15 protein-coding genes and 2 tRNA genes are annotated in these 18,493 nt (G+C 51.9%); 12 read left to right on the forward strand and 5 right to left on the reverse strand.

Annotated elements, in window-relative coordinates; genetic code table 11:
• Positions 1 to 15 precede the first annotated feature (15 nt).
• Positions 16 to 630, reverse strand: a complete 615-nt coding sequence (locus KK078_RS01425; RefSeq protein WP_254088450.1) for a sigma-70 family RNA polymerase sigma factor — start codon at positions 628 to 630, stop codon at positions 16 to 18.
• A gap of 264 nt (positions 631 to 894) precedes the next feature.
• Here KK078_RS01425 and KK078_RS01430 point away from each other — a divergent pair, with 264 nt between their 5' ends.
• From KK078_RS01430 to KK078_RS01480, 11 genes are all read left to right on the forward strand, one after another.
• The gene (locus tag KK078_RS01430) at positions 895 to 1,833 is read left to right on the forward strand and encodes an acyl-CoA desaturase (RefSeq protein WP_254088451.1); all 939 of its coding nucleotides are present in this window, start codon (positions 895 to 897) and stop codon (positions 1,831 to 1,833) included.
• A gap of 89 nt (positions 1,834 to 1,922) precedes the next feature.
• Positions 1,923 to 1,995 (forward strand) — tRNA-Gly (locus tag KK078_RS01435).
• 108 nt (positions 1,996 to 2,103) lie between these two features.
• Positions 2,104 to 2,189 (forward strand) — tRNA-Leu (locus KK078_RS01440).
• 260 nt (positions 2,190 to 2,449) lie between these two features.
• Positions 2,450 to 3,232 (forward strand): phytanoyl-CoA dioxygenase family protein, encoded by a 783-nt coding sequence (locus KK078_RS01445; RefSeq protein ID WP_254088452.1) that lies wholly within the window; start codon positions 2,450 to 2,452, stop codon positions 3,230 to 3,232.
• 356 nt (positions 3,233 to 3,588) lie between these two features.
• Entirely contained in the window at positions 3,589 to 4,728 is a 1,140-nt protein-coding gene (locus tag KK078_RS01450; protein WP_254088453.1) for a hypothetical protein, read from the forward strand.
• Positions 4,729 to 4,892: 164 nt separating this feature from the next.
• Positions 4,893 to 7,493 (forward strand): XrtN system VIT domain-containing protein, encoded by a 2,601-nt coding sequence (locus tag KK078_RS01455; RefSeq protein ID WP_254088454.1) that lies wholly within the window; start codon positions 4,893 to 4,895, stop codon positions 7,491 to 7,493.
• Positions 7,490 to 8,842, forward strand: coding sequence for an exosortase N (gene xrtN / locus KK078_RS01460; RefSeq protein ID WP_254088455.1), 1,353 nt, complete (start codon positions 7,490 to 7,492; stop codon positions 8,840 to 8,842). The genes KK078_RS01455 and xrtN overlap by 4 nt, the downstream gene beginning before the upstream one ends.
• A 58-nt stretch (positions 8,843 to 8,900) precedes the next feature.
• The gene (locus tag KK078_RS01465; protein ID WP_254088456.1) at positions 8,901 to 9,353 is read left to right on the forward strand and encodes a hypothetical protein; all 453 of its coding nucleotides are present in this window, start codon (positions 8,901 to 8,903) and stop codon (positions 9,351 to 9,353) included.
• A gap of 479 nt (positions 9,354 to 9,832) precedes the next feature.
• Positions 9,833 to 11,860, forward strand: a complete 2,028-nt coding sequence (locus KK078_RS01470; RefSeq protein ID WP_254088457.1) for an ATP-dependent metallopeptidase FtsH/Yme1/Tma family protein — start codon at positions 9,833 to 9,835, stop codon at positions 11,858 to 11,860.
• A 93-nt stretch (positions 11,861 to 11,953) separates the two neighbouring features.
• Positions 11,954 to 12,436, forward strand: a complete 483-nt coding sequence (locus KK078_RS01475; RefSeq protein WP_254088458.1) for a YdeI/OmpD-associated family protein — start codon at positions 11,954 to 11,956, stop codon at positions 12,434 to 12,436.
• A 248-nt stretch (positions 12,437 to 12,684) separates the two neighbouring features.
• Complete coding sequence (locus tag KK078_RS01480; RefSeq protein ID WP_254088459.1) at positions 12,685 to 13,065, forward strand: Panacea domain-containing protein; 381 nt, start codon at positions 12,685 to 12,687, stop codon at positions 13,063 to 13,065.
• A gap of 511 nt (positions 13,066 to 13,576) precedes the next feature.
• Here the strand turns inward: KK078_RS01480 and KK078_RS01485 are convergent.
• The 4 genes from KK078_RS01485 to KK078_RS01500 all read right to left on the reverse strand — a co-directional run bounded on the left by KK078_RS01485 (position 13,577) and on the right by KK078_RS01500 (position 17,203).
• Positions 13,577 to 13,942, reverse strand: a complete 366-nt coding sequence (locus tag KK078_RS01485; RefSeq protein WP_254088460.1) for a hypothetical protein — start codon at positions 13,940 to 13,942, stop codon at positions 13,577 to 13,579.
• A 1-nt stretch (position 13,943) separates the two neighbouring features.
• Complete coding sequence (locus tag KK078_RS01490; protein ID WP_254088461.1) at positions 13,944 to 15,041, reverse strand: FecR domain-containing protein; 1,098 nt, start codon at positions 15,039 to 15,041, stop codon at positions 13,944 to 13,946.
• Between the two features lie 236 nt (positions 15,042 to 15,277).
• Positions 15,278 to 15,835, reverse strand: coding sequence for an RNA polymerase sigma-70 factor (locus KK078_RS01495; RefSeq protein ID WP_254088462.1), 558 nt, complete (start codon positions 15,833 to 15,835; stop codon positions 15,278 to 15,280).
• An 81-nt stretch (positions 15,836 to 15,916) separates the two neighbouring features.
• A complete protein-coding gene (locus KK078_RS01500; RefSeq protein WP_254088463.1) occupies positions 15,917 to 17,203 on the reverse strand; it encodes a flavin monoamine oxidase family protein in 1,287 nt (428 codons plus the stop codon).
• 268 nt (positions 17,204 to 17,471) lie between these two features.
• Here KK078_RS01500 and KK078_RS01505 point away from each other — a divergent pair, with 268 nt between their 5' ends.
• Entirely contained in the window at positions 17,472 to 18,140 is a 669-nt protein-coding gene (locus KK078_RS01505) for a DedA family protein (RefSeq protein ID WP_254088464.1), read from the forward strand.
• Positions 18,141 to 18,493: the final 353 nt, after the last annotated feature.

Genomic DNA, 18,493 nt, shown 5'->3' on the forward strand with positions numbered 1-18,493 from the left:
GAATGCCCGTGCTGATTAGAATTTCTTACTGATCGCGGCGGCGATGTCTTTCTTCAGCTCGTGCACCAGGTCGCTGGCGTTACCAAAGTGGCAGGCATTGCGAAAGCTTTCCATCAGCTTGGAAGTATCGGGCAGCTCGAAATTGATACGTGAAGTTTCTTCGCTCAATTTTTTCTTGGCCCGGCAAAGCAGCTGGCGGCAGTGTTCTTTTTTCTTGTCGAGCGTTTCCTGCAGGTCTTCGTAGTCGAAATCGAAAACTTCTTTCAGCAGGTATACGGCGCGCTCCAATGGTTCGAGTTTGGTATGCAGCACTTTAAAAGCCGCCGCCAGGTCGATGTCGAGATCGAGGTGCGCAAGGTTGGTTTCCTTAAAGTGTTTGATGATCTCGGCCATGTTGTCGAGGCACTCTTCTTTTTTCTTGCGCAGCGAGTTGAGATGATTCAAACAGTTGTTCGTCACGGCGCGAATGAGGTACGCCTTGGTGTTGTCGATGTTCTGTTGATCGATACTAAGCCAGCGCACGAACGTTTCCTGTACGATATCTTCCGCATCCTGTTTACAGCGTACCAGGTTGTAGGCAATCGTATGCAGCATCGGCTGATACTGGGATATGGTTTGTGCGTGGCTCATAGAGTCAAATACCCTGCAAAGATACGCTAATTCGTTCAAACAATTGACTACCCTCCGGCGGGTAGAACGGCCTTTCACTGAACTGACGCTTGTCAGTGTCGAAGTGAACTTTTTTGGCGTATATGCAGGCGGTTTGGCAAGAATATTACATCCCCAAACGCCTTTGAACTGAATGCGTTACCTTTGTGTTCGGTCTGGAGGCGCAACATAAAAGAGCGGGCCGCCGCCGCCCGATTAAACACGTAAACAACCCTAATAAACATAATGGCAAATACATCAGTAACACCGGAAGTAAGAAGTAAGCCGATCCTGGTTCAGGAAATAGCGTTCTTCGCTGTGCACCTGACGCCGTTGGCCGCTTTGTACACAGGTGCCACCTGGTTCGACTGGACGGTGTGTGCCGTACTATACTTTACCCGCATGTTCTGGGTAACGGGCGGCTACCATCGTTACTTTGCACACCGATCGTACAGCACCTCCCGCTGGTTCCAATTCGTCATCGCATTTATGTCGGAGACCACCGCGCAGAAAGGTGTACTCTGGTGGGCAGCACACCACCGTCACCACCACCGCCACAGCGACACGCCGGCTGACCCACACTCCATGAAGATCTACGGGTTCTGGTACTCGCACATCGGTTGGATCGTCGGTCCCGACTTTAAAGAGACCGACTACAAAACCATCGGCGACTACGCCAAATACCCTGAGCTCATGTGGCTCAACAAACACTACCTCGTACCCCCTACCATCCTCGCGCTGGTCGTCATGGCCCTCGGCGGTATCGTCAACGGAGAGGGTATCCAGGATATGTTTACCACGGCCGGCTTCTCGTCGCTGTTCATCGGCTTCTTCCTGAGCACGGTTATCTTGTATCACGCCACCTTCTCGATCAACTCGATCATGCACAAGTTCGGTACGCAGCGGTACGAGTCGAACGACGAGAGCCGTAACAGCATCTGGCTGGCCCTCCTCACCATGGGTGAAGGCTGGCACAACAACCACCACTATTATGAAGTGGCCGCGCGTCAGGGTTTCTTCTGGTGGGAGATCGACATAACGTACTATATACTCCGGGGCTTCCAGGCCGTCGGGCTTATCTGGGACCTGAAAGCGGTACCCAAACATATCCTCCTTTCGAAGAACAGAGCCCACGCCGCCCAGCTGAAGAAGGAGTACGAGCAGGAACTGAAGAAATCGGCATAACTTTTTCAAAAAAATTTGGGGGAGTATTGGAATATTAGAAACCCTCACTAAATTTGCACTCCCTTAGCGAAAGAGCTAGGGGAGATCCCGCGGGAGTAGCTCAGTTGGTAGAGCACGACCTTGCCAAGGTCGGGGTCGCGAGTTCGAGTCTCGTTTCCCGCTCAAGTCTTACCGGCAGCCGCCGTTGAGAAACAAAGAATAAAAAGTGTGGGTTTATCTCGCACTTTTTGCGTTTTAGAGCCTTACCAAAGCACCTGAAACAACATCCCTGCCCGGATGGTGGAACTGGTAGACACGCAGGACTTAAAATCCTGTGGCTAGTAATAGTCGTGCGGGTTCGATTCCCGCTCTGGGTACAGAAAACAGCGTGACTGTGAGCGCGAAGAGCGAACACATTCACGCTGTTTTTTTTATTTTTGATCATGCGGATGACTCCTACATTGTAATCACTTCTTTCTCGTCTGAAAGACAAGACAGCCTTTAACCCGGGCTGGCTGTTCCTTATTGTTCATGTACTGACAACCATCGCCGGACCCAATGGTCAATGGCGACTTTCAGCATAGGCCGACGCCTCATGCCCGGACAATAATTTTTCAAACTATAAAGAAGAACAAAAATGTCAACGTACCTCCATACACTCGAAATCGATCAGTTTATCAACGACGGCTATATCCGTCTCGAAAATGCCTTCTCCCCCGCCCTCGCCGCCGAGGCGCGCGCCATCTTGTGGAAGGACACCGGCTGCGACCCGTCCGACCCCACCACCTGGACGCGCCCGGTGATCCGACTGGGCATGTACACCCAGCCACCCTTTGTCGCCGCCGCCAACACCGCGGTTCTCCACAATGCCTTCGACCAACTCATCGGCCCCGGCCGCTGGATGCCCTGCGGCAGCATGGGCAGCTTTCCCGTCCGCTTTCCCTCCCCCCTCGACCCGGGCGACACCGGCTGGCACGTAGACGCAAGTTTTCCCGGCGCCGACCCCGGCAATTATTTTGAAGCGCGTGTGAACGTGCGGTCGCGCGGCCGGGCGCTGCTCATGTTATTCCTGTTCTCGGATGTGGCCCCCGCCGATGCACCCACCCGCCTTCGTGTAGGTTCCCACCGCGACGTGGCCCGACTCTTAAAACCTGCCGGCGACGCGGGGCTTTCGTTCATGGAGCTGGCCGACAAGCTGGATAAACTCCCGGCACGCGAAGAAGTCTTCGCCACCGGTCCTGCCGGCACGGTATACCTCTGTCATCCCTTTACCGCGCATGCGGCGCAACCGCATCACGGCACCGAGCCGAGGTTCCTGGCGCAACCGCCGCTACTACTGCGCGAAGAGTTGAATTTAGATCGTGACGATGGAAAGTATACTCCGGTAGAGCAGGCGATACACATCGCGTTGCAAGAATAACAACGGGTATACCGGATTTCTCCGGGGTATACTTTTTTCGTATTGCCGAAGCCCTGTCCGGGGCTTCGGTATATACTTGTCACGATATGCTGGAATTATATCGGCAGAATCAGTTCAAACAACGGTCATCACCGGCACTTCAACGGAAATACGCAAGAGATAACCTAGTGTATAACCACAATCTGTACAGTCATGAGCTAGTCCTTTTAAAGGACTAGGTTATCTATAGCTATAAAATATTCTATGAATAATTTATATGTACCGAATTCCAGTATTCACTATATTCGCCAGACGACCGTTGTTACCCTCGCAGCAGTTGACATAAATCAATTAGTTATCTTAAACCCAAGTACACTATGGCACTTCTGGAAGGATTGACCTTTACCGGCACACTCGGTGATTTCAGCGCGTATCGCATGCGCGGCTCAGGCAAAATCGTTATTCGGAAAAAAGGCGGCGCAAGCAAAGAGCAGATTCGAAACGCTCCCAACTTCGCCACGGCGCGGTTATACATGACGGAGTTCGGCGGATGCTCGCGCATGGGCAAACATGTGCGCCTGTCGATGATCCAATTAAAAGGCCTGGCCAACTACAACATCAGCGGCCCCATCAACAAGATCATGAAAGTGATCCAGAAACAAGATGGCGTAAGCCACCTGGGGAGACGGGCGATCCGGCTGTCAAAACATCCTAAATTGATGGAAGGCTTTTCGCTCAATCAGAAATATACGCTCGATTCCATTCTTCGTTCGCCGGTGAGCGGCGTCATCGATCGGGAAACAGGCCGTGCGCACCTGGAGATCCCTCCGTTGATGCGCGAGATCAATTTCTTTCCGCCGAATCGCCACGCCATGTTCCGTATCGAGGTAACGTTGGGCGTCGCACCGGATTTTACCTTTAACCCGCAAACCGGTCAGTACGAAGCACCCGCCTGGTACAATAACAGTTTTCAACCCGTTATCGTCCACACGCCGTGGTACCCGTCGCTTGACGAGTCGCCTGCAACGGCGCTAGACGTTGCGTTGAAAAATCTTCCGCCCGAAGCGGATTATAGTTTTGTGTTATCGGTTGGCGTTCGTTTCGGCTCACTGACGGAAGGCGGCGTGATCGAGGAGGTAAAACGGGATGGCGCCGCGAAGATCCTGCTCGTACAAAGTGGCCACGCCTCTGGAAATGCTGACTCGGGTAAAAAAGGCAACGCACCCACTATGGAAAACATTCCTATGTCGATAGCGACAAAACAAACATCCGCGCACGCAGAAATTGCCTGGGGTAAAGAGTCGGTTTTACCACCTTTGGCCAATAGCCACTACGCTGTACCGTTGGCGATGGACCAGCCGAAAAAGAAAAGAGCTTCCCGGTCGTCAACCCGGAAGCCCACGGTCGAAAAGACTCCTATATATAAGGAGCGGCAGGAAGCCCCTTCCGGTCCCTATGGCTACTATTGCACCATGACCCTTGCTGCAGCCAGCCGGATAGTTTACGTTCCGGCCTGATTTCGGAAGAAATCACCCCCTTCGGTGAGTGATACTGATCGCCATGCGGGTTAACCAGCCTGCTATGCGATCAGCCGGATCTCTATTTCCCCTGAAAAGTTAGGTGTGGCTCCAAACCTTTTGAGTTTGCTTTCGTATTTAACTTTGAAATTAAAAGTGCTTTTATGTTTACGAACAACGATAAGGTTCACCAGGACGAAATAGAGACTGCCGCGCCGGTTTCAGAAACCCGCGATACAGCCCATCCCGACAAAATTCTTTTGACCGGCTATTTACTGCTGGTTGTGTCGACCTTGCTTTATGTCGTGTTGCCGCGACGGGGGAGTAATTTTTTGGATCAGGACGCTTTTCCGGCGTTTATCGCACATTACCTGCTGGCGATCGCCTATGTCATCGCGCTATTGGCGAACAGGGCCTATGGTATCGTAAAAAGCTGGCGACGGGAAAACATCCATTATACCATGGTGCTGCTCAATCTCTTCCTGGTCAGCGCGTATGCCTTGAACCGGTTGGTACCGGTCTTTGAAGATTCTGTCCTCTGGCTGTGTGTACACCTGGTTGTAAGCTCCCTGGTCACCTTTAGTTACCGGTATTATACATACCTGCCCCGGGTTGTCAATAAAATACAGCATTTTCTATTGGGTGCCGCGTTGGTGCTCTACACATACCTGGCCCTGTACATCGGCCTGGTGTATCTTCCGGCCACTCTGGCGATCCTGGTGCTCGGTGTCGGCATGTTAGCATTTGTGCCGATGCTCCTGCTCATCGGTTCGGCGGCACTGATCCGCTATACGCAGGAGATCAATCGTGTATCGACAAATTGGATCATTGCCGGGGCATCGGTAACGGTGACGTTTGCCCTCATATTTATTATAGAGTGGGACGCGCGTGTGCGTACCATCGAGCGTTTGGCCAACCAGTCGGTGATCTATGCCGACACCGAATTGCCGGTATGGGTTAAGATCGGTCAATCCGTAAAGCTGGATTGGGTCACCGAGCGCATCTTAAAATCAGATTTTGTCTATACGATGCCCGACGATCGTGAAGATGAATTCAGTTTCGTATCCATGCGCTCCGGCTGGGCGATGCGTACACACGATCCGTTGGTATACATGGCCACGCTCTGGCGTAAGTCGTCTCTTTCTTACGATGACCGCACAAAGATCCTTCGCGCGATCACCGACAACCGTCACCGTACGGAGGAACGTCTCTGGCGCGGCGACGACCTGACGACATCCTACATCGTGACTGACATTGACATCTATCCGCAGCTGCGCCTGGCCTATACGGAGCAATACATGAATATTCGCAACAACAGCCTGTCGGGCTGGAGCGGTTTGCGTGAGGAGGCACTGTATACTTTTCAATTACCGGAAGGCTCGGTGGTGACATCCCTGTCCTTGTGGGTGAATGGCAAAGAAGAGAAGGCTATACTTACGTCCAGACAAAAAGCGAAAGACGCGTATGAAACGATCGTGGGTAAGGAAGCGCGTGACCCCTCGGTCGTACATTGGCAGGAAGGCAACACGGTAACGGTACGCGTTTTTCCGTGCACCCGGGAGGAGGAGCGAAAGTTTAAGATCGGTATCACGTCACCCCTGCCCGAGGAACGTGGCCGTATCGTATATCGTCAGGCAACGTTTCGCGGTCCCCATGCACATGACGCAACCGAAACCCTCCGCTTCCGATTTATAGGTGGTATGATTCATGACGCGACGATGCCGCGGGGCTTCGACAAGAACGAAAAAGGAGAATACATCGCCGAGCGTCCCTACGATCCTGACTTTTCTATTTCCTGGAAGGCGGATCCCATCGAAACGAACCAGTATACTTTCAACGGCTCAACCTATTCATTGAAACCCCATACACCAACGTTGAGGCCGTTGCACCTCAGCTATTTGTTCCTGGACCTTAACAACACGTGGGAGGCCGGGGAGGTAGACGCAGCCTATGCGGTATTGACCAAATGCAATGTCTATGCCTTTTCCGACAACGAGTTTATCCGCCTGGATGAAGATAACTGGTATGAGGTGACCAACAAATTACGTCAGCGGAACTTCTCGCTGTTCCCGTTTCATCATGTGAAAGACACCGAACATTCGCTGGTCGTGACCAAAGGCAAGCCGCTCACGCCTTTCCTGCGCGATATGAAAGAGAGTACGTTTGCCGGGAGTGTGAGCCGGTATTTTGCCGACAATAAAAAGGTGAACGTCTTTAATCTGACCGGTGGTGCGTCTACCTACATTCGCTCCCTGCGCGAACTGCGGGCTTTCAACTTTGCGACAGGCGACGCTACGATCCTGGCGGGTTTGTTAGAACACAATCAATTTCCGGTCGCGGTCGAAGATGAAAGCCACCTCGTATTGCACGACGCGGGCATGGTGCTGGAGCGAAAACCCGCGGCCGAGGGTGAAGACACCGCTCCCGATCACCTGGTCCGTTTGTTTGCCTATAACAACATCATGCGCCAGGTCGGCACGCATTTCTTCAGCGAAGATTTTATAAACGAGCCGTTGGTGAACGAAGCGGCGCGGGCGTACGTGGTGTCGCCGGTGTCGAGCCTGATTGTGCTGGAGACCCAAAAAGATTATGACCGCTTTGGTATTAAAGACATCGAAAATAGTCTGGGGAATGCCACCCACAACGACTCGGGCGCTGTGCCGGAGCCGCATGAATGGGCGCTGATCGTTGTGTTCCTCTTGTTTGTGCTGTTCAACGTAGTGCGACAGTACCGCCTGAAAACTGTAACCGCTTCGCGTGTATGATGACAACGGTTTTGTCTTCCAGACTCTCGGCCAGTGCCAGACACCCCTTGGTGATACTGGCCCTGGCAGGGATCGTCGGGGGGGTGGCGGCGTTTCCGCTGTCGTATGTTTCGAATACCAATGTATGGATCGGGCTCTGTTTGCTGCCCTTCGCCTGCCTCGTAACAGGTGAGACCAGAAAGAACTATGGCTATCTGCTGTTGTCGCTGACCATGGGTGGGTTGTCTTTGCTGTATGGAGTGAAGCTATTCTACTTTTTTGCGTTGGCGTTTTACGGCCTTTGGTTGGTGGAGCTTATGGTCGGGCGGTGTCATCCGTTGATGCTGGTGCTTGTCGTATGTATGTCGCCGGCGTTTTTGCAGATCTCGGGTATCCTGGGTTTTCCCATAAGGCTGCAACTGAGTGCCTGGACGGGCTGGTTGTTGCAGGCCGCGGGGGCGGATATCCAGGTGCAGGGAAATGTCATGGTGCTGGAAGGCGCCGTGTTTTCGGTAGACGACGCCTGCATGGGGTTGAACATGCTGGCGATCTCGCTGCTGATGGGTGTATTTATTCTCGCGCATCGATTTCGCATCGAGCGGAAGCAACTGTCATTTGGCTATCTCGCGCTCTTCTTTACGACGGTGTTCATATTGAACATCCTTGCAAATCTGTTTCGCATCATCGTGTTGGTGATGTTCCGTATCGGTCCCGAGCAGGCGACGCACGGTGCCATGGGGCTGGCATGCCTGGTGTCGTACGTGGTCATACCCGTATATTTCCTGGCGGGTTTTCTCGTGCGGCGTTGCGGGAAAGATGTCGAGCCGATACCGGCAGCGAGGCCTGTCAGCCCGCGAGTGGAGCTGTTGCAATACCTTTTCGCCGCCGCCATGCTGATCACCGGCATCACCCTTGGCCGGGAGTTGAAGGCGGGCACAGCTTCTTATGCAACCGTAGCCTACCAGGGACTGCCGGCTGAAAATTTACCCACGGGCGTCACCCGCATTGCCACCGATGAATTTCTGCTCTATGTTAAACCCATTCCCGAATTTTTCGTCGCGGAGCACAGTCCCTTGTTTTGCTGGCGTGGCAGCGGCTATACCTTCTCGTTCATACAAGAGCACGTTGTGGCGGGCAGGACGATCTACCGCGGTCAGCTGGTAAAAGGCAACGATATACTGCATACGGCCTGGTGGTATAGCAACGGAGAAGTTGTGACCATCAGCCAGCTGGATTGGCGCATGCGGATGTTTCGCGGGGAGGATAAATTCTGCCTCATCAACATTACTGCGCCGGATGAAGCGGCCTTGCTGCGCCAGGTAGAGAATACATTTCAGAACAATAGTCTTTTGGTTCATTATGAGAAATAGCGATACAGTACCCATGATTTCGCAACCCCGCGTGTTGCGTCAGGTAAAAACGTTGTTGATGATATTTATGATTAGTCTGGTCATCAGCGGCCTGACAGCCTTTCCGATCGAATGGCAATTGAGCCTCGCGCATGCATGGGTAGTAGAGCATGGCTGGAACAACGGGGTGGCTCAATGGCTGGAACGCGTGTATATGGGTGTGCATGAAACGTATAGCCGTTATCCGTTCATCGCCTATGGCACAGACTGGCTGGCGTTTGCACACCTGGTGATTGCCGTGGCGTTTGTGGGTCCGTGGCGCGACCCCGTGCGAAATGTTTGGGTGGTGGAGTTCGGCATGATCGCGTGTGTGGCGATCTTACCCCTGGCCTTTATCGCAGGGCCGGTGCGGGGTATACCGTTGTTCTGGCAGTTGATTGATTGTTCGTTTGGCGTCTTTGGGTTATTGTTGCTGTGGGTGTGCAGGCGGAAAATTGCACGATTGGAAAAGGCGGCTGCGACAACGCGATAAATCGCGACAGTGTATTCATACACTGCTGGTTTGTAGCAACCGGCCGTATGAAGTATTTTTTTTATTACGGCCCGTAACCGTACGCAACATTTCCCGTATGTTGTAGTAGCATTTCACTCTAATGTTCACTTTTAAATAGAGGAAAGTATGTTGGTTTTGAGTTTACATATCTTCAAGTAGCCGCCACGGTAGATTTCTTACCGGAACGTTTCGGCTGTTTTTAATCCTGCCAGTTTTTTTGAAAGCCGACAAGGTTGTCGCATCGTGCTACGGTGTCGATATGCTTTTTGCGCCTTTTAGGTTTTAAAGCACAGCTGGGATCCATTCCCCGTACAATCGGCCATTCGCATTGAATGGCGCGACGGCAGCGCTATGTATTTATAAATCACTTCCCTGTTTGTGGGATGAACCAAGATGAACCAATGGAAGCAAAGAATATACATGCATCATTAATTGAACGCAAAGCAATGTTGCAGGCTATGGCAGTATCCCTGAAAGAAAAATTTCTGGGCCTGGATGCCGTGATCGACGAGGTTACATCGCTGATGATACCCTGGTATCTTTTTCCCGGGGCGCAGCAACGACCCACGGTCATTAACCTGTGGGGCCTGACAGGCTCGGGTAAGACGGCTTTGGTGCAGGCGATCATAGAATACCTGCAATACCAAAAGTTATATACGCACATGGACATGGGCGAGTTCGAATCGGACTCGGCCTCGTGGATGAAGAACATCCTGACCGACGACCTGGCATTTTTCCATGGAAAACCAGCGATCTTTTGCCTGGACGAATTTCAATTTGCGCGTACGGTGGATGCCGACCGCCGGGAATTGGGCAAGGACAAATTGCGGGTAATTTGGGATTTGCTGGATTCGGGAAAGATCAACCATGTACCCGGACACTATACAACGGCAACCTACAACGCAGAGAAGTGCTTGCGCAGGTTGGAAAAAGCGTCGCGTCTCGGCGTGACGATCACGCGCGGTCAGGTAGATGCAGCGGGATTGGACGAGTTTAAGGCGGTCTTCGACGGATTCTACCTCGAGTATGAAAACCGGAATAAGATTCCCGAGGCGGATTACTTCCTGTCGCGGGATTTTACCGGTGTTCTGAGAAACCTGTTTAACGACGACGACATCACGCACGAAGTCTTGCAGCAACGCATTGCGGATTCGGACCTGCACGGCCTGATGCGGTTGGTAAACGAGGCCCAGCGCTCACAACCGCTGACCCAGACGTTGGATTTGTCTGGTGCGCTGATCTTTGTGTTGGGTAACCTGGACGAAGCGTATACCATGAGCGGAAGCCTGAATCCGGACATCAGTGCGGACGATTTTTACGAGCAAACGACAAAGATCAACCTGGCCGATATCAAGCGTGCATTGCGCAAGCGGTTCCGGTCGGAACAGATCGCACGCCTGGGAAACAACCACGTGATCTACACCTCTTTCCATACGGCGCATTTCCGCGAGCTGATCGGACGAGAGTTAAAACGCATCGGTGCCTTCGCACAAGCGCAGTTTGGCTGGACAACTTCGTTTGACGACTCGATCGTAGACGTGGTGTATTCGGAAGGTGTATTCCCGGCACAGGGCACGCGCCCGGTATTTACAACGGTCAAGAACCTTATCGAGTCGCGGGTCGGCAGCCTGGCTGTTTCGGTACTGGAGTATCAACTGCCCGTCGCCTCCATTGACTGGCGGTTTGAAGGTGAAACCTTTACCTATACGCTCCGGGATGCAAGCGGCACCGTATTGTTGACCACTTCGGACAAGGCCACGTTGAAACTCGACAGTCTGCGCAAAAGCATCGACCCTGAACTGCAGGCACACGTAGCGGTGCACGAGGCGGGACATGCCGTGCTGGCAGCCCTGACGTTGCGCATCATTCCCACGGTAGTGGTGTCGCGCACGGCGTCGGATGCCGAGGGTTTTTGCCTGGTGGATTTTCCCGAAGGTCCTATGACACGGGAAACGCTGCAGAAGGATATTATAATCACCTTGGGGGGTTATGTGGCCGAACGCCTGGTATTCGGTGATCAGTTCACTTCCTCGGGCGTGTCGATCGACATCGAGGAGGCTTCGCGTCTGGCGAACCGGGCTGTACGTCGGTATGCCATGGGCTCCGACCCGATACACCTGGCTGTGGACTCATCCGGCGAAGCCGATGCATTCTTCCTGTCGGAACGATACGCCGGTGAGTCGATCGCGATCATCAAAGCGTGTGAGGCTGAAGCGGAGCGACTGTTGAACCGGAACAAGCTGTTGCTGCTAAAGATGGCGGAGTATCTGACGACGACCTCTCGCATGGAACAGGAGACGATCGAAGAGTACGTGGCCCGTTATGGTAAAGAAGAGTGGATTGCGCGGGACGGCTTTATCAAGCGTGACCAATACTACCGCTTTAACGAAACGCTTCAAAAGCAACTGAAGAGCCTGGAGCTCGAAGCGGCGCAAGCCGATATTGAAGGTCTGGTCTCGGAAGCAAAGGCTATCTTGTCCCGATAGATGAAAGGGATCGACAAAGAGCGTGGGGTGACCTGCGCTCTTTTTTATTCTTTTGGTGGCGTAAAATCGTGGTAGATATTTAACTTGTGCTGAATGCTGAAATTTAAAGACCACATCAAGATCATTGGTATAAACCCATACGTATCGGTGCCCGAGCGGATCCTGAAAAAGATATTCGAGCAGGCGGGCAAGGATAAAGGTCACATTCGCATCAAGGGAACGGTGAATGGAGAAGCCTACAAACAGACCCTGGTAAAATACAGCGGTGAGTGGCGGTTGTATATCAACACCATTATGCTGAAAGATTCGCCCAAACGGATTGGTGAGAAGATCGAGCTTACGGTGGAGTTTGATAGCGAAGGCAGGGAGGTGCCGGTTTCACCGGAGTTTCTGAAAGTCTTAAAGAAGGATAAAGATGCCAGGCAGGTGTTCGATGCTTTGAGTCCCTCCCGGCAAAATGAGATCATGCGTTACCTGGCTTCTCTGAAGACGAAGGAGAGCCTGGATCGGAACATTGTACGGGCGATCAATTTCCTTCATGGGAAGGAACGGTTTATGGGAAGAGATCGGCCGTAGCGGCGGCATTTATCTAGAAAATGATAATTGGACTAGAGTTTTTGGGAAAAGTATATTTTAGAAAGAGGCGATTGGGATCTGCGGTGGGAAAAAAATTGCGAACGGTGTAAAGGGCCAAGTTTGTTTGTGTATCTTGGGTTGCCGTTTGAGGTTAATGGATGGTGATACAATCTATGAGGACATACGATAGTACATTGCTGGCTAAATTCCTGCTATCAGTAGCGCACAGCAAGTATCAGGCTTTGAATATGACAAAGCTTCAAAAGTTGATGTATATTGTTTACGGCTACTATCTCTCGACCTTCCAGCACAAGATCATCAATGAGCAACCGCAGGCATGGCCATTTGGTCCTGTGTTTGCCCGCGTTCATAAAAATGTTGACTACACGCAGATCCTCCGGTTGGATGACCCGGAGCTTGTCGGAATATCGCAGGATTCGGAATTAAAACGTGTACTTGAAAAGGTCGTTGAGAATTATGCCGGTATCACTGCAAGTCAATTGTCAAATTGGTCTCATTTGGATGGAAGCCCATGGAAAAAGACGACCGAGCAAAAGAATTTTAAATGGAGTCGGGAGATTCCCGATGAATTGATAAGCGATTACTTTTCAACGTATAAGGTTGTGTAGTGTAATTTATTCAATCGTTGTGTTAGCCTGGGATATAATCGGAAATAAAAAAGGAGCTGAAGAATGCTATCTTATCGTCTCCCATCGAGACATACGGGGTGGTCGTAAACGGTGAAGGCTCTCCTCCTGCTAAAAATATTTACGATGTCGATATCGACTCCGATGGCTTGCGCGCTCAGTCAACGCGACTAGCTCAACTGAAAGCCGACCGCTATAAATCTGACACAAATGATCGAAAGTGGTTAGCGGAATGGGCAACGGGTGTGGTATCTGTCTGGTTGGCTTTTGTCTTGCTCATCCTTATTATCAATCGCAATCTAGGGCTAAGTGATGCCGTGATTATGACATTGCTCGGGACTACGACCCTCAATGTACTTGGCTTATCGTTTATCGTGTTGCGGGGCCATTTTGAGAGTAAAAGCTCCTCTTAGCGTGAATGATGTAGGTAATGCATACGGGCTCTCCCACAAGCGTGTAACATCAGCGTTAGCTCCGGCCCTTGTTGGTTGGATTATTCAAAACCCCATTTATGAACCGACTCGGGGTAATGCTCTTTTACCAGTTGAACGACGATCTCTACGAGGTTGCGTACGTCGAGCTCGCTTTTGCGGCCGGGAATTTTGCCCAGCAATTCGTCGCGTTCGGCAAAGGCATCTTCGGCCATGCGGGCGTAGCGCAGGCCTTGTTCGTGGCGGGCGCGTGCCGGGCTGATGCGCGAGTTGAGGTCGGCGATCAGGTGCGGCTTTACGGGGCTTTGCGGGCCGGCATTGCTGTGCTGCTCGATGATCTTCTCGGCCAGCTTGATCAGGGCCTCGGCTTGTTGCGGCAGCGTGTACGTTGTTACTTCGCTGCCGGTGTTGTCGTTCGTCGTTACCATACTATCCTGAAATAAGTTCGGCCGATTCTACTTCGACCTTGAGATAACTCGTTGCCGCGGAAAGGTCACGCAGTTTTTTGCGGAAGTCGATGGGCTGCCCCGGGTAAATGACCTGCTCTGTTTTGATGCGCATGGTCTTGGGCTTGCCACCCGCGGCGGCATAGGTGACCTTGAGAATGACATTCTTATAGGTCGCCAGCTCGGCATGGTTCCATACCTGGCCGTATACTTCCGATTGGTGCGCGCGGTCTTTTCGCCAGGCGTAGCGCGTAGTCAGGAAAGCGACCGGATCTTGTTTTTCCTTTTCGAAGGCTGGGTTGTTTGTCCGGCGCCATCCTGCATACGCGTAATTCGTGATGACAGATTTTTTAAAGATTTGGTGCGGGTGGTGAAAGGTTGCCTGTTCACCATGCACGACCCGTAGAACCTCACCGCGGGTATTGTCCATGCGCGAAAAGTTAACCTTTCCCTCCTTCACCGTTAAGGTCGTAAGTGTATCGGTCTCTTTCACATTAAATTCAGTACCAACTACACGGGTGATCGTCGTCTTCGTCAACACGCGGAAGGGCCGCGTGGAGTCGGATCGTACTTCGAAGTATCCTTCGCCTTCGAGGTAGATCCGGCGTTCCGTCACATTAAAGTCTTTGCTGTAGCTGATGCGGCTACCGGTGTTGAGCCATACGCGGCTGCTGTCGGGCAGGTATAGCGTGGCCACTTTGTCGCCTGCGGCATGTATAAAATCCGACGAAGGGATTGATGTGCCCTGGAACTGTGTATAGAACCACGCTCCCACGACCAGGAATATAACGGCCGCGGCCACACGCAGCCAGGGGCTTTGTAAAAACCGTACATTCTCGCTGCGTCTGTCGTGTTGCAGGCGTTCCATGAGCCGGGTCAGCTCGGTGTCGGTGCCATAGTCGGCCGACGTCAGCTTGAGCCGGCTGCTCGTCCAGATCTTTTTCGCTTCTTCGAAGACATGCTGGTTTTCTTCGGAGTCCTGTAACCAGGATTCAAAAGCCAAACGTTCAGCAGGTTCCAGCTCACCCGACAGGTATGCGGATATTTTATTCCATCGTGGGGTTGGTGTATCTGCGTTCATCGGGTGAGTTTAGACTGGAATTATAGCCGCTGGGTCTTTTTTGTTACCGGCGGAGTATTTTTAACATAAGTAGCACAGGTATACTGCGAACATGCTGAAAACAGCACGGCAGAGGTGATCAGGATCAAGCCAAGCAGACGTTTCATATGCGTATTGTTTAATTAGACATACGCTTATAGCACAAAAGGAGTGCCTTACCCCCAAAGACTCCCGAAAGATTTTTAAAAATTCTGCTTTTATGCAAAAATGAGCCTGTAGAGCGCCAATCCGACAGCGGCCAGCCAGGAGACCATTTCCAGGGAAAGGAACGGTTTTAGCTCCTGACGGAGCTTTTCGAGGGCTATACCCATCTGATTTTCAACGGTTTTGAGGGATATGCCCAGCGTGTCGGCTATTTCCTGGTATTTCAGGCCTTCCTGGCGGCTGAGGAGGTAAATGCTTTTGCACTTGGCGGGCAGCCGGTCGATAGCCTGCCGGGTGCGGAGCTCGAGCTCGCGAAATTCAATGCCCTCGGTTTCGGGGAAGGCACGCAACAGGTCCAGGCCTTTGTAGTCGTCTAATGAAAATAGCCGTTTGTGCGAGCGCACATAATTATAGGCTGTGTGTACGGTAGCTTTAAAAAGATAGTGTTTGATCTGGTCGCCAAAAATGACGTGCGACCGGTTGTTCCAAAGCTTAACAAAAACTTCTTGTACGATATCCTTTGCGGCATCGCGATCGCACACAATATTATAGGCCAGGTCGCAGAGGCCTTTGTGGTGTTGCCTGAAGAGGCTCGCAAAATCGGTTGGCAAAGCGCTTTCCATCGTCGGGCCCAAGATGCGGGTTTTTCCGGAGCTTATATACTCGAAATATAGACGATGTAATCTTTAATCTTACAGGTGTTTTTCCTTCAGGATTTTTTCAGCAGTTGCGTTACCACTGGCCAGGGCTGCTTCGACGGTGCCCATTTCCGGACCGTTATAGTACGCTTCGCCGGCGAAATAAAGTTTATCGTCTACGGGCACGGCGATCGTTTTGAGCGCTTCGTCGTTGCCGACGCTTTTATAGGCATATGCGCCACGGGCAAACGGGTCGGTGACCCAGTTAAACACTTTGGCATTGCGAATGTGTTGTCGTAAGTATACTTCGGTACAATTAAAAATGTACGCCAGCGAGCGGAAAGCTTCTTGTAAAAGCTCGTGGTCGCCTTTGCGCAGGTGTTTGGTGACCGGTCCGGATAGCCACCCCGATAACAGCGTAGATTGGGCGGGATTTTGCGTCCACCACGTAGGAACATACGCATCGGAAAACAGAAAGTGCAGGTCTGGCATGACGTAGCCTTCTGTTGGTTGCGGCCGTTCCCAAAACTTGCCTGTAAATTCGATCAGGAATTTGATCACCCCGCCGGTCTCGATGCGACGCAAGGCGTGCAGGTGCTGGACCGGCTCGGGCGAGAAGGTTATCGTCCCGGCGTTGAGCACGGCTACCGGCACCGTGACGACCAGTTTGCGGCCGATGTACCGTTCGCCGTCGGCGGTGGCAACTTCGACATAATCCGGTGTGTAGCGTATGTGCGTTACGTTATTTTTTAAGTGAAACACTACACCGAGCTCGGTGCACTTGTGTTGGAGGAACTCCATGAGTGGCCCGTAGCCTTGTTTGGGCCGGTAGCCGGTCAGGTTTTCTTCTGCAGCCCACTCTTCGCGCAGGGCGAAGGCGCTGGCCTTGTCGACGTCGGCTGCGTCGTAGCCCTCTACGAGGCGTGTGATGTTTTCGCGCAGCGCACGGTGGGCTTCGTCGCCAACGTACTGGCGGAGAAAAGCGCCGATGCTCATGTCTTGTTTAAGAGCCCGGAGTTTGTTGTTGAGCTCATCCCAACCGTCGGGCATGATATCGCCTTTTTGCAGCCGCTGATGTTGCACATTCCAGGTGGCACCGTCGCCTTCGTAGAAGGGCATACCGGCTTCCTGCATGAGCGCCGTTGTAAGGGGCAGGTTGCCGTGCATGAACTCGGCGCCGCCTTCGGCCACCGGTACGGTAAAGTTCGTGCGAAGTGTATGAATGCGGCCGCCGATACGCTCGCGCGCTTCCAATACGGTTACGGATCGTCCGCCCCCACTTAAGGCACGGGCCGCCGTGAGTCCTGCCGCCCCTGCCCCTATTATAAGAATGTCGACCATAGTTGAAGTCATATTAAAAATTCAAGCCCACCAGGCACGAATATACGAGGCATATTTTTTTAACGTCAGGCGCCATGCCTGAATTGCCGGAAGTACAAGGCTTTCAGCAGCATTATGTCGATAAAGGCTGCCTTCGTCAAAACGATCGGATTAACGCAAATGTAATACCTGCTCCTATCAGCAATGTCCGGTACGGCTTTCGTTGCCGGAAAGTTGGGTGGAGGGTAAAGCTTTTGTTATTTTCGCAGCGTCTTGACTTTAATCTGTTATGGAGCTTATAAAATCCCTCATTGACTTTATTCTGCACATCGATCACCACCTGGCTGATATCGTTCAGGATTACACGGTATGGACCTATCTTATTCTCTTTCTGATCATTTTTGCTGAGACAGGCCTGGTAGTAACGCCGTTTTTGCCGGGGGATTCGCTACTATTTGCTACCGGCGCGATCATCGCTGCCAGACCGGAGGCCGGGTTGAATATCGGTTTGATGTTAATCCTGTTGATTATCGCTGCGATATTGGGCGACATGGTTAATTACCACGTGGGTAAATACATCGGGCCGAAGGCATTTAGCGGCAAAATCAGATTTCTAAAGTTGGAATACCTGGAAAAAACCCAGCAGTTCTATTATAAGCACGGCGGCAAGACGATCATTTATGCCCGGTTTGTGCCGATCGTTCGAACGTTTGCTCCTTTTGTCGCCGGTATCGGGACGATGTCGTATGGGAAATTTGCCATGTTCAACGTTGTGGGAGCGGTAGCCTGGGTTACGGGATTTTTGTTCGTAGGCTACTTCGCAGGAAATACACCGATTGTGAAGAACAACTTCACCTATATCATCTTCGCCATCATTTTGATATCCATTTTGCCGCCGATCATTGAGGTGATCCGTGAAAAGCTGAAATCAAAACCCGAGGGCGCAAGCAAAAGCTGACTTTCTTTAGTTCTTCCGCTTTTTACCTTTAGTATTCAATGTACCCGCATGAATACGAGAAGCCTTTTGTCTGTCATCCTGTTTTTTCGAATATTATGAAAAGGTATTCTCGCTCGCGGACTCCATTCACCTGAATATGTTGCGGGCAAACGGATACCTGGGCATCATCGAACAACATTCACAGAGGTACGATCAAGATCCTGGGCTTCTTTGCGTTTATCTTCCTGTTCGAGTTTATCATTCTGATTGCAGATAATCAGATTCATCATGCCACGCACGGCGAGCCGTGGAAGATTATGTTAATCAAGATCGGGTTGATCTCTGTTCTGTTGCCATTGCACCATTACCTCGAA

The organism is Dawidia soli, assembly GCF_018598185.1.
Classification (GTDB): domain Bacteria; phylum Bacteroidota; class Bacteroidia; order Cytophagales; family Cyclobacteriaceae; genus Ohtaekwangia; species Ohtaekwangia soli.